The organism is Aestuariivirga litoralis (assembly GCF_003234965.1).
GTDB lineage: Bacteria > Pseudomonadota > Alphaproteobacteria > Rhizobiales > Aestuariivirgaceae > Aestuariivirga > Aestuariivirga litoralis.
In genome coordinates this window covers 261291-273803 of sequence record NZ_QKVK01000003.1, presented here as the reverse complement: position 1 = coordinate 273803, position 12513 = coordinate 261291, and the positions used below count along the sequence as shown (strand labels likewise).

Sequence of the window (12513 nt, the reverse complement as noted above, 5' to 3'; positions counted from 1 at the left end):
TCCGTTTCCTTGCCTGTTGATGGCTACGACCTGTTCGAAGGCATGGATCAGGTGATCCGGCCCTTCACCCAAAGCGTAACTCGGTCACACAGGGGAACGTGCTATGTATGCCGTCATGGAATTGGCAGACAAGCGTAAAGACGAAGAGAAGCAGCGGCTCGAGGCGCTGTTCCGCTCATTGATCATGAGGGTGGCGCAAAACCGCGACCGGCAGGCCTTCGCGCAGCTGTTTGACCATTTTGCGCCAAGGCTCAAGAGCTTCATAATGCGCAAGAACACCTCTGCCGAACTGGCGGAAGACCTGGTGCAGGAAGCGATGATCGCGGTGTGGACGAAGGCGGCACTCTATGAACCCTCCAAGGGTTCGGTGACGACCTGGGTTTTCACCATCGCCAGGAACCTGCGTATCGACAGGATCCGGCGCGACGTGCATATGCCCACCACGGAACTCGGCGATTACGACGAGCCGTCGGAGGCCCCGGAAGGCGAGGAACTGTTGGGCCGCAAGCAGGAAGACGGGCTGGTTGCCCGGGCGCTGCAGGCGATCCCCGAGGAGCAGCGGCAAATCCTTGTCCTGTCCTTCGTTGAAGACATGCCGCAGAGCGAGATCGCATCGCGTTTGTCGATCCCGCTTGGAACCGTGAAATCGCGCATGCGCCTAGCCTATGGGCACCTGCGCCGCATACTGGAGACCGGACTTTGAAACCGAACCATCATCTCGATGACAGCACGCTGCTCGCCTATGCGGCAGGAACGCTCGACGAGGCCTTTTCGGTGGTCGCAGCGTCGCATGTCGCCATCTGCCCGGCCTGCCGCGAGGCCGTACGCGCGGCGGAAGCCCTGGGAGGCGAGCTCCTCGAGGTCGCCGGCAGCGCCGCCGTCTCGGAAGATTGCCGCAGCCGCACCTTCGCGGCGCTGGAGCAGGCCGGCCTCTATCGGCTGCCCGTGGCCCAGCCGCGCCCTGCTTTCCCGAGGGCTCTTGCCCGGCTTCTGCCGGTCGCCAGCCTCGATGAGATCGCCTGGAAGAAGAAGGCCCCCGGCGTGGCGATCTTCGATGTGAAGCTTCCTGCCTCAGCCAAAGGGCAACTCAAGCTACTGCGCATTGGTGCCGGTCGCGCCATGCCGGAGCATGGTCATGGCGGCGAGGAGATCACCATGGTGCTGAAGGGTGCCTATGTCGATCACATGGGTCGCTTTGCTGCGGGGGACGTCGCGGATCTCGACGAGGATATCGAGCATCGGCCCGTGGTGGATGACAGCGGGGAGTGTATCTGCCTGGTGGCCACCGAGCGGCCCACCCGCTTCAAGTCATTCGCTGCGCGCCTGATGCAGCCGTTTGTCGGGATCTGACCGAGGGCACCTTACTCTGCTCATGCCTGAAAATGAAAAGCCACGGCGGAAATCGCCGTGGCTTCTTGATGTCGTCTGAGCTTGCTGTAACCGTTTACGGCAGCAGGTTGCAGGAGCCCGTGCCGTGGATGGTACGCGCGCGTGTGCAGGCTGCGTTATACAAACCCTTGAAGTTATTGGCATTTGCCGGGCCGCTGGTGCTGGAATAGCCCTGGATCTTCACTGCCTGGTCGATGTAACCCCACGATGTGGCAGCAAAAGCGATGTTACGCCAGGGGTAGGATCCCTTGCTTGTGGACGAGTCAGAGAGATCGCCGAGGTTCGCGATGTGCGGACCTCCGCTCGACCCACCCTGCATGCCCGAGCCGGCCCGGTAGTCCTTGGAGTCGCTGTATTCGATGTGCTGGCCCATGGTCATATACTGACCGCTGTAATAGTTGCCCGGATATCCGAGCTGGGTCAGCTGCCAGTAGGACTGCAGACAGTTCAGGTAGCAGAAGCCCAGCCAGCCGGTATAGTTGCCCATCTCGACGGTGGTGCCGGCCCGCTTGTTCAGGACGACAAGTCCCACGTCATAGCCTTGGTCAAGAGACCCGGTATTGTACCAGCCGCTCGTCGTTATGACGTAGTTCGCGGTTGCATATCCATAGGGCTGGGTTCCATTTGCATAGGCAGGATAGAACGTTCCGCTCTTGATGTAATAGGGCGATCCGCCACCGCCATCATGAATGCAATGTCCGGCGATCAGCAGAATCGACTTTGAGATGAGCGTCGCGCTGCAACGATAACTGTTGTTGTCGTAGGCAATGAACGTGAACCACCCGACAGTGCGATAGGGGAACGTCGGCGTGACGTTCAGAGGGACGAGATTGTCGGAGTAGTGGTTGATGTTGCCCACGCCGCCTGAGCCGTAGTTCTGCGGGGCGAAACCATCGTCAACCGGTGCTGGAGCAGTGTTCGCAACTGCCTGGCCGCCCACTGCGCCCGGCACCACGGAGGGAGCAGGCGTCCCGGCCTTCATCGGAGCTTCAAGAGAAGGCGTACGGACCCGCTTCATGGTCTTGAGAATCCGCTCTGCGGGCTTGAACTTCGAGAGGTCTGACTGGGACGTTATCTGAGAGGCCGTGTCGTTACCTAGAAGAACCTTGCCAGGGGCAATATCGGCCTTCGCCTGTGTGCAAGCCAGCGCCAGAATGGCGCCCAAGAGGACTGCTCCTCTCTTTGGGAATCTTGACATGTGTTTCTCCAGTGCCGGTTAAAAATCAGTTAGAGCAACACTAAACTAGTTAAACGAACTTGAAGCAATTTAGAACATATCCAGAATTGCAACAGCTGCAGAATATGAGATTTAGATTTAAGTTTCTTAGGTTCTGGAAAGACCCGGAATCCGAGATTTTTCGCGCCAAGGTAGTGTTCTGTATGCTGATCGAACTGCGCGCGCATGCACTCAGCATAGCGGGCATTGAAGTCCTTCGAACAGATCCGGAGCAAATTCTGATCGTTAAAGCAGCTGAGGACTATCGCAGGAGCCGCGACCGATGAGTGATTATGAAAGCGGCATTCTTAATTCCAGATCAGGCCCCGGACGTGATCGTCTGCCTTGGCGGGTGGCATGGGTTACGGGTGCATCGACGGGAATCGGACGGCACATGGCAGGTCAGCTGCTCGCCGCGGGCGTTAAAGTCGCGGTTTCGGCTCGATCCGCCGACCGGCTCCGGGACATGGGCGAAGGTGCGCTTGCCGTGCCGCTGGATGTAACCGACAGTCAGGCCTGCGTTGCTGCCGTCGCGCAGATCGAGGCCGCGTTGGGGCCGATCGATCTCGCTGTCTTCGGTGCTGGCGCCTACACACCCGTCAAGGCGGACGACATTGATGTGAAGGTCTTCGCCCGCACCATGGAGACGAATTACATGGGCGTCGTGAATTGCCTTGCCGCGATGGCGCCGCTCATGCTCGCCCGCCGGCGAGGACATGTTTCCTGGATCGCCTCGGTGGCCGGCTACATGGGACTGCCCAAGGCCGCTGCCTATGGCCCCACCAAGGCTGCCCTCATCAACTTGGCTGAGAGCCTGGAACCGGAGTTGAGATTGAAGGGTGTGCGACTGAGCGTGATCAACCCAGGCTTTGTGGCGACACCGCTGACCGCGCAGAATGATTTCGAAATGCCCTTCCTGATGCAACCGGATGAGGCCGCAAGGCGCAGCATTGCCGGCCTCGCCGAGGGGCGGTTTGAAATTGCCTATCCCCGCCGCTTCGTGGCCATTCTCCGGGCCTTGCGGATGCTGCCCTATCCGGTGTTCTTCCGATTGATCACCCGGTTCGTGCTCAAGGCCGGATAATCAGGCGAGAAGCTTCCGGACAGCATTGGTCCAGCCAGCGTATCTCGCATCCCGGAGCCTCGCGTTCATCTTCGGTGTGAAGCGCTTCTGCTTCCTCCAGGTCTTGGCAAAACGTCCGGGCTCAGGCAGCAGGCCTGCCTGCAGACCGGCAAGGTAAGCAGCCCCGAGTGCTGTCGTCTCGAGAATGGGCGGACGGTCAACCGGTGCGTCAAGGATATCCGCCAGGTACTGCATGGTCCAATCCGATGCGCTCATGCCGCCATCAACCCGGAGCACGGTGCGGCCCGCGTCGCCGACATCCTTGCGCATGGCCTCAAGCATGTCGCGCGTCTGATAGCAGACGGATTCGAGTGTCGCACGGGCAAGTTCCGCGGCAGTGGTAGCGCGGGTGAGGCCGAACACCGCGCCGCGTGCCTCTGCATTCCAATAAGGTGCGCCGAGCCCAACGAACGCGGGAACGAGGTAAACACTCTGATTGGGGTCCGCACGCTCCGCCAGCTTGCCGGTCTCGCCCGCCGTCTTCACGAGCTTGAGCCCGTCGCGCAGCCACTGTACCGCTGCACCGGCAACGAAGATCGCGCCCTCGAGGGCATAGGTGGGCTTGCCGTCCAGTTGGTAGGCGATGGTCGTGAGCAGCCTGTTGTGCGACATCACTGCCTTCGGCCCGGTGTTGAACAACGCGAAACATCCCGTGCCATAGGTGGCCTTCATCATGCCTGGCTCGAAACAGGCCTGTCCAATGGTGGCCGCCTGCTGATCACCTGCAACGCCGCAGATCGGAATGGTCGCGCCGAAATGTTCGGCGACGCTGTGCCCGAAATCCGCCGCGCAATCCCTTACGTCTGGTAGCAGACTTCGCGGAACGCCAAGGATCCGCAATAATTCCTCATCCCACGCCCCGGTGTGAATATTGTAGAGCAGTGTCCGCGAGGCATTGGTTGCATCGGTGGCGTGCACCTTGCCACCGGTCAGACGCCAGATGAGAAAACAGTCGATCGTGCCGAAGGCAAGTTCACCACGTTCTGCCAGCTGCCGCGCGCCCTTCACGTTGTCGAGCAGCCAGGCGATCTTGCTGCCGGAGAAGTATGGGTCGAGAAGAAGGCCTGTCTTCTTGCTGAAGAGTGGTTCGAGGCCCTTCTCCTTGAGCGCGGCGCAAAACGCCGCCGTGCGCCGATCCTGCCAGACAATGGCCTTGTGAATGGGTTTGCCCGTGCGCCGGTTCCAGATCACTACCGTCTCGCGCTGGTTGGTAATGCCGATGGCCTTCACGGTGGAGGGTTTGGCCCTCGCCTTGCGCAGTGCGGACCTGCAGGTGGCGAGCACCGAGGACCAGATCTCTTCCGGGTCGTGTTCAACCCAGCCGGAGCGGGGATAGAACTGCTTGAATTCCTGCTGGCCGACCGCAACGGGCTTCAGTGACGTATCAAAAACGATCGCACGGGATGAGGTGGTGCCCTGGTCGATGGCAAGGATCAGGTCAGCCATGTTTCAGCCTCCGGCTCTCTTCAGCGCCTGAACGGCCTGGGCCGAGGCCATGTAGGTCCGCAGCGCCTCTTGTTGCTGCTTGGTGGTGTGCAGGCCCAGCTTCGAACGCCTCCACAGCACGTCATCTGCAGAGCGGGCCCACTCCTTTTCGCGAAGCCAGTCGATCTCCCGCTCACTGATGGGGCCGAAGTTCTGTCCGAGATCGGCCTCGGATCGGGCCTCCCCGAGCATCCGCTCGGCGTCCGTGCCATAGGCACGGAACAGGCGGCGCACCGTGATGTCGTCAAGGAAGGGATATTGGCGGGAGAGCGCGGCTATCCGCATCTCGACTTCGTCATAGCTGAAGTCTCCACCGGGCAGGCAAGCACTGTGTGTCCACGGCCTGCCCATCTGCGGAAAGAACGGAGCGATCTTCTCCATGGCATGTTCGGAAAGGCGCCTGAAAGTGGTGATCTTGCCGCCGAACACCGAGAGCAATGGCGCGCCACCTTCAGGCTGGTCCAGCTTCAGCACATAATCGCGCGTCGCTTCCTGGGCCTTCGAGGCGCCGTCGTCGTAAAGCGGCCGGATGCCGGAGTATGACCAGCGGACCATTTCCGCCGTGACAGGCTTGTTGAAATATTCACTGACCGATCGAAGCAGATACTGCGACTCCGCCTCGGAAATGTGCGGCTTGCCTGGGTCGCCCTTATGATCCTCATCGGTCGTGCCGATGAGCGTGAAGTCACGTTCATAGGGAATTGCAAAGCAGATCCGGCCATCGGCGTTCTGGAAGATGTAGCAGCGATCATGGTCGTAGAGCTTTTCTACCACCAGGTGGCTACCCTTCACCATGCGGATCTTGTCCGGGTCGTTGCGGCCGACGACCGCTCCCAGCACCTCACTCACCCACGGACCGGCTGAATTGATCAACGCCCGCGCGCGCACAGTCTCGACGTGACCATCCGCCTTTTCGACCGTCACCTCCCAGAGGTCCTGCACCCGCCGTGCCGAGATGCACTTGGTCCTTGTGCGAATCACAGCGCCCCTGGCTTGTGCGTCACGCGCATTGAGAACGACGAGGCGGGCGTCCTCGACCCAGCAGTCGGAGTATTCATAGCCCCGGACATATTGGTCCTTCAGCGGCTTGCCGGTCACATCGCTGCGCAGGTTGACGCTGCGCGTGCCGGGCAGGATCTTTCGGCCGCCGAGATGATCATAGAGGAACAAACCCATGCGCAAGATGGGCCATGGCCGCAGACCATTATGGTAGGGCAGTACAAAACGCAGCGGCCAGATGATGTGTGGCGCAGCCTTGAGCAGTACCTCGCGCTCGATCAGCGCCTCTCTCACCAGGCGGAACTCATAATGTTCGAGATAGCGCAACCCGCCATGGATGAGTTTCGTCGACGCGCTGGAGGTGCCGGAGGCGAGATCGCCCTGCTCGGCAAGGAATACCTTCAGGCCGCGGCCTGCCGCGTCACGGGCGATGCCGCAGCCATTCACGCCGCCGCCGATAATGAAGAGATCATATGTCATTCCGCGGCATCCATGGCATGCTCGTTCACTGTTGCTCCGTCGGCGATTTCCAGGCGGACACCATTGTCCCTGCAATAGGTGATCACCGGTTCGGGTGGGGATTGGTCTGTGACAAAAACATCGACGTCGGACAAGTGTCCGATGCGCACGGGCGCCGTGCGCGTGAATTTTGTCGCATCGGCGACAAGCATCACATTGCGGGCATTCTGCATGATGGCCTTGGCGACGCGAACTTCCCGGTAGTCGAAGTCTAGCATTGCACCGTCGTCATCGAGCGCCGAAGCGCCGATCACTGCGTGATCCACCTTGAATTGGGTAATGAAGTCCGCTGCGGCCTCACCGACGATGCCCCCGTCACTACGGCGCAGGACACCACCGGCCACGATCACCTCGATCTTCGGGCGCGACATCAGAATGGTGGCCACATGAATGTTGTTGGTTATGACCAGAAGGCCCTCGTGGTGGACGAGAGCCCTCGCCACCTCCTCCGTCGTGGTGCCGATGTTGATGAACAGCGAACAATTGTTGGGAATGAGGCTTGCCGCCTGGCGGCCGATCACCACCTTCTCCGTGGCTGCCATCAGTCGCCGTGCCTCATAGGCAAGGTTCTCCACGCCTGAGGTGAGCATGGCACCGCCATGGGTGCGTGACAGCAACTTGAGATCGCAGAGTTCGTTCAGGTCCTTGCGAATAGTCTGTGGCGTTACGTCAAAGCGCTGTGCCAGATCGTCAACAGCCACACTGCCAAGTTGCCGTGACAGCGCGAGAATCTGATGCTGACGGGGGCTGATATTCTCCATGGGCCTGTCGTTGATGGGTGCACGCACCCGATGTGATTTGAAACGAAACCAAAATCCAGACCGCGAATGATTTCATTTTTTTTCGTTTGACGCAATATTGCAGCGCAGCATCGTTCGAATTTTGCAGGTTGACGCTCGTTTATTTTCACATGATAGTTTGACGCAGGTGCCATGCATCAGGCACTGACCTAGGGAGGACTCACAATGAAGCTGAAATATCTCGCCTCAGCTGCCGTCGTGGCGCTGATGGCGGTTACAAGTCCTGCGTTCGCCGATATCGAAGCCGCCAAGAAGTGGATCGACTCGGAATTCCAGCCTTCCACCCTGTCGAAGGACGACCAGGTGAAGGAGATGGAATGGTTCATCAAGGCCGCCGAGCCTTTCAAGGGCATGGAAATCAACGTCCTGTCTGAAGGCATTCCGACCCACGATTACGAATCGAAGGTGCTCGCAAAGGCCTTCGAGGAGATCACCGGCATCAAGGTCAATCACCAGATCCTCGGCGAGGGCGAGGTGGTGCAGGCCGTGCAGACGCAGATGCAGACGAACCGCAATCTGTACGATGGCTATGTCAATGACTCGGATCTGATCGGCACGCATTCGCGTCTGCAGCAGACCTATAATCTCACCGACATGATGGCCGGCGACTGGAAGGATGTGACCAACCCAGGTCTCGACCTCGCCGATTTCATCGGCACCAAGTTCACGACTGGCCCGGATGGCAAGCTCTACCAGCTTCCGGACCAGCAGTTCGCCAATCTCTACTGGTTCCGCAAGGACTGGTTCGACAGGCCGGAGATCAAGGAAAAGTTCAAGGCCAAGTATGGCTATGATCTCGGCGTGCCGGTCAACTGGTCGGCCTACGAGGATATCGCCGAGTTCTTCAGCAACGACGTGAAGGAAATCGACGGCGTCCAGATCTATGGCCATATGGACTATGGCAAGCGCGCCCCTGACCTCGGCTGGCGCATGACCGACGCCTGGCTCTCGATGGCGGGCACAGGTAGCCAGGGCGAGCCCAACGGTGTTCCGATCGACGAATGGGGCATCCGCATGGAGAAGGGTTCCTGCAATCCCTCCGGCGCGTCGGTGTCGCGCGGCGGCGAAACCAATGGCCCTGCTTCGGTCTATGCCATCGCCAAGTGGGACGAGTGGCTGAGGAAGTACGCGCCTCCGGGTGCGGCCGACTACGACTTCTATCAGTCGCTGCCGGCGCTCGCCCAGGGCAATGTCGCCCAGCAGATCTTCTGGTACACGGCCTTCACCGCTTCGATGGTGGCGCCGAAATCGGAAGGCAACAATACGGTGGATGATCAGGGCATGCCGCTGTGGCGCATGGCCCCCTCGCCGCATGGCCCCTACTACAAGGATGGACAGAAGGTCGGCTATCAGGACGTAGGCTCCTGGACCATCCTGAAGTCGACGCCGGCTGACCGCGCCAAGGCAGCGTGGCTTTATGCGCAGTTCGCCGTGTCCAAGACGGTGGACGTGAAGAAGAGCCAGGTCGGTCTCACCTTCATCCGTGACAGCACCGTGCGCCACCAGTCCTTCACGGATCGTGCCCCGAAGCTCGGCGGCCTTGTCGAGTTCTATCGGTCGCCCGACCGCGTGCGCTGGTCGCCCACCGGCATCAACGTGCCGGATTATCCGAAGCTTGCCCAGCTGTGGTGGCAGCAGATCGGTGACGTGAACTCCGGCGCCTTCTCCCCGCAGGAAGCCATGGATCGTCTGGCGACCGAAATGGAGCAGGTGATGGCGCGCATGGAAGCCGCGGACAAGGCCAACAACACCTATGGTGGTTGCGGACCGCGACTCTCCGAGCCGAAGGATCCCTCCTATTGGCTCGGCCGTCCGGATGGTCCCAAGGCGAAGCTGGCCAATGAAAAGGAACCTGGCCAGACCATCGCCTATGAGGAAATCATCAAGCGCTGGCAGGAATAGACGATCGAGCGGAGCGCGGGAGACATCCCGCGCTCCATCCCGACCGGGGTGTGCCCCAAGCTTTCAAGCTGATCGGATCTTCATGGCCCTTGAACTCATCGAGATCACCAAGCGTGTCGGCGCGGACACGCACATTCATCCGACGACACTCGTCCTGCCGCAGGGTTCCTTCAACGTGCTGCTTGGGACAACGTTGTCTGGCAAGACGACGCTCATGCAAATCATGGCGGGCATCCAGCCGCCGACATCGGGCCAGATCAGGTTCAACGGCAAGGACGTGACGCATGTCGCCGTACAACGGCGCAACGTCTCCATGGTCTATCAGCAATTCATCAACTATCCCAACTTCAACGTGTACGACAACATCGCGTCGCCCCTGAAGGTCGCCGGCATGGCCAAGGCCGAGATAGACCGCCGCGTGATGGCCGCAGCGGATCTGCTTCGCCTGCGTCCCATGCTGAAGCGCCGGCCGTCGGAGCTTTCGGGTGGCCAGCAGCAGCGAACGGCAATTGCCCGCGCGATTGTCAAGGACTCCGACCTCATCCTGCTCGATGAACCTCTCGCCAATCTCGATTACAAGCTGCGCGAGGAATTGCGCGACGAATTGCCGAGGCTGTTTGCAGGACGCAACGCGATCGTGGTCTATGCGACGACCGAGCCCGTGGAAGCGCTGCTGTTCGGTGGCAACACGGCAACGCTCCACGAAGGGCGCGTGACGCAATTCGGCCCGACCTCTTCCGTTTATCGTGAGCCAAAGGACCTCGTTTCTGCCAAGGTGTTTTCCGACCCGCCCATCAACATGACGCCGGTCGAGAAGCGCGGGGGAGAGCTGCGGGTGTTCGATGGAAAGGTCTGGCCAGCGGGCGCCGCGGGCCGCGGGCTTCGCGACGGCCACTACATGCTGGGCATTCGCCCGCACCACGTCACACCCCTGGCAACCGACGCCGCGAGCGGCGAGCTCGAAGGCCGCGTGCTGGTGACTGAACTTTCCGGTTCGGAAAGTGTCATCCACATCGACGTCGGCGGAGCGACATGGGTTTCCCAGTCGCACGGTATCCATCCCTTCGAAGTCGGCACGCATGCGCGGCTCCACGCCGACGTCGATCAGGGCCTGTTCTTCACGACTGATGGCGAGCGGGTGTCCTGATGGCCGAGATTCGCCTCGAGAACCTTCGTCATTCTTACGTCGCCAATCCGCAGCACGAAGAGGATTATGCACTCAAGCGGCTGTCCATCACTTGGCAGGACGGTGGCGCCTACGCATTGCTCGGCCCTTCCGGCTGCGGCAAGACCACGCTGCTCAATCTCATTTCAGGGCTTCTCACGCCGACCGAGGGCCGCATCCTCTTCGACGGGAGAGACGTCTCCCATGCCTCGCCCGAGGCGCGCAACATTGCGCAGGTGTTCCAGTTTCCCGTCATCTACGACACCATGACGGTATTCGACAATCTTGCCTTTCCATTGCGCAACCGCAATGTGCCCGAGGATGAGATCAAAATCCGCGTGGCCGAGATCGCCGATATGCTGGAGCTCACCAAGACGCTCCACAAGCGGGCCTCGGGCCTGACGGCGGACGGAAAGCAGAAGATCTCGCTCGGCCGTGGCCTCGTTCGCCCGGATGTGAACGTGATCATGTTCGACGAACCACTGACTGTCATCGATCCTCATCTCAAGTGGCAACTGCGCTCGAAACTCAAGGAACTTCACCTTCGCACCAAGCGCACGATGATCTATGTGACGCATGACCAGACGGAGGCCCTCACATTCGCCGATCAGGTTGTCGTCATGAACCTCGGGGAGGTCGTGCAATCTGGAACACCGATCGAGCTGTTCGAGCGGCCCCAGCATACGTTCGTTGGTCACTTCATCGGTTCTCCGGGCATGAACGTGCTGCCATGCGAACTGCGCGGTGGCCAGGCCTTCTTTGCGGAAAGCCCAGTACCGGCGGCCAATATCGGTCAGGCGCGCATTGCAGGCCGGACGGAGCTTGGCATCAGGCCTGAATTCGTCTCGATTGCCGAAGCGGGCATACCGGCAGAGGTGGTGAGGGTTGCCGATGCGGGCCGATATCGCATCGTTGAGACGCGCAGCCATGGCCACACCATCAAGCTCCTTCTCAAGGAGGGGGGTGAAGTTCCCAGCGGCCACACCTTCCTGTCCTTCGATCCGGCGCATACGCAGGTGTATGAGGATGGCTGGATGGCCGGTGCACATCGATGAACAAGACCGTCAACAACAAGGCCTGGTGGCTGGTCCTCCCGGTATTCCTGATGGTGGCCTTCAACGCGCTCGTTCCGTTGATGACCGTCGTCAACTATTCCATTCAGGAAACCTTCGGCAACAACGAGTTCTTCTGGTCGGGCACGACCTGGTTCGAGCAGATCCTTCACGACGATCAATTTCACGCATCTCTCAAGCGGCAAATCATCTTCACTGGACTGATCCTGCTCATCGAGATTCCCCTTGGACTTGCGATCGCCCTGTGCATGCCGCGCAAGGGGCCGTGGGTGTCGGTTTGCCTTGTGCTGGTCGCCCTTCCCCTGCTCGTTCCATGGAACGTGGTCGGGTCCATGTGGAACATCATGGCGCTTCCCGACATTGGATTGCTTGGCAAGGGCATCAATGCGCTGGGAATTCATTACAACTACACCCGGCAGCCAATCTCGGCTTGGTTCACGGTGGTGCTGATGGACGTGTGGCATTGGACGTCACTTGTCGTGCTGCTCTGTTACGCAGGTCTGGTTGCCATACCGGATGCCTATTACCAGGCAGCGAAGGTTGACGGCGCAAAGCCTTGGGCGGTCTTCCGCTATATCCAGTTGCCAAAGCTCAAGCATGTTCTGACGATCGCCATCTTGCTGCGCTTCATGGACTCCTTCATGATCTACACCGAGGTGATTGTTCTCACCGGGGGCGGTCCGGGCAGCACAACGAAGTTTCTTTCAATCGACCTCGTTCAAAAGGCGCTCGGTGGTTTCGATCTTGGGCCTGCCGCGGCTTTCTCCATCGTCTATTTCCTGATCATCCTGTTCCTGAGCTGGCTTTTCTACACACTGATGATGCGTGAGGAGGCCAAGTAA

General features: G+C 60.0%; 11 protein-coding genes. 7 read left to right on the top strand and 4 right to left on the bottom strand.

All coding sequences use genetic code 11. The features are described from left to right. Positions 1-103 precede the first annotated feature (103 nt). Both DK847_RS08560 and DK847_RS08555 read left to right on the top strand, forming a co-directional pair. On the top strand, positions 104-703 hold the full coding sequence (locus tag DK847_RS08560; protein WP_245414562.1) for a sigma-70 family RNA polymerase sigma factor: 600 nt from the start codon (positions 104-106) through the stop codon (positions 701-703). Beyond that, on the top strand, positions 700-1350 hold the full coding sequence (locus DK847_RS08555) for a ChrR family anti-sigma-E factor (protein WP_161957202.1): 651 nt from the start codon (positions 700-702) through the stop codon (positions 1348-1350). The genes DK847_RS08560 and DK847_RS08555 overlap by 4 nt, the downstream gene beginning before the upstream one ends. Positions 1351-1444: 94 nt before the next feature. On the opposite strand, the gene DK847_RS08550 is transcribed toward DK847_RS08555, so the two are convergent. Further along, positions 1445-2554: a trypsin-like serine peptidase gene (locus tag DK847_RS08550; protein WP_161957201.1), complete on the bottom strand. Its 1110-nt coding sequence runs from the start codon at positions 2552-2554 to the stop codon at positions 1445-1447. Positions 2555-2888: 334 nt separating this feature from the next. Between DK847_RS08550 and DK847_RS08540 the strand changes: the two genes are divergently transcribed. Continuing rightward, positions 2889-3689: an SDR family NAD(P)-dependent oxidoreductase gene (locus tag DK847_RS08540; RefSeq protein WP_111197751.1), complete on the top strand. Its 801-nt coding sequence runs from the start codon at positions 2889-2891 to the stop codon at positions 3687-3689. Here DK847_RS08540 and glpK read toward each other — a convergent pair whose 3' ends face one another. From glpK to DK847_RS08525, 3 genes are read right to left on the bottom strand one after another with little or no spacing between them, the layout of a single operon-like run. Further along, positions 3690-5174, bottom strand: a complete 1485-nt coding sequence (gene glpK, locus DK847_RS08535; protein WP_111197749.1) for a glycerol kinase GlpK — start codon at positions 5172-5174, stop codon at positions 3690-3692. A 3-nt stretch (positions 5175-5177) separates the two neighbouring features. After that, positions 5178-6692 (bottom strand): glycerol-3-phosphate dehydrogenase, encoded by a 1515-nt coding sequence (gene glpD, locus DK847_RS08530; RefSeq protein WP_111197748.1) that lies wholly within the window; start codon positions 6690-6692, stop codon positions 5178-5180. Then, positions 6689-7492 carry a DeoR/GlpR family DNA-binding transcription regulator gene (locus DK847_RS08525; RefSeq protein WP_111197746.1) on the bottom strand — a complete coding sequence of 268 codons (804 nt, stop codon included), beginning with the start codon at positions 7490-7492 and terminating at the stop codon, positions 6689-6691. Before DK847_RS08525 ends, glpD begins: the two co-directional genes overlap by 4 nt. 204 nt (positions 7493-7696) lie before the next feature. On the opposite strand from DK847_RS08525, the gene DK847_RS08520 reads away from it, so the two are divergent. The 4 genes from DK847_RS08520 to DK847_RS08505 all read left to right on the top strand — a co-directional run bounded on the left by DK847_RS08520 (position 7697) and on the right by DK847_RS08505 (position 12513). After that, the gene (locus DK847_RS08520; protein ID WP_111197744.1) at positions 7697-9433 is read left to right on the top strand and encodes an ABC transporter substrate-binding protein; all 1737 of its coding nucleotides are present in this window, start codon (positions 7697-7699) and stop codon (positions 9431-9433) included. A gap of 82 nt (positions 9434-9515) precedes the next feature. Next, entirely contained in the window at positions 9516-10580 is a 1065-nt protein-coding gene (locus tag DK847_RS08515) for an ABC transporter ATP-binding protein (RefSeq protein WP_111197742.1), read from the top strand. Then, positions 10580-11653 carry an ABC transporter ATP-binding protein gene (locus DK847_RS08510; protein WP_111197741.1) on the top strand — a complete coding sequence of 358 codons (1074 nt, stop codon included), beginning with the start codon at positions 10580-10582 and terminating at the stop codon, positions 11651-11653. Before DK847_RS08515 ends, DK847_RS08510 begins: the two co-directional genes overlap by 1 nt. Further along, on the top strand, positions 11650-12513 hold the full coding sequence (locus DK847_RS08505) for a carbohydrate ABC transporter permease (protein WP_111197739.1): 864 nt from the start codon (positions 11650-11652) through the stop codon (positions 12511-12513). Before DK847_RS08510 ends, DK847_RS08505 begins: the two co-directional genes overlap by 4 nt.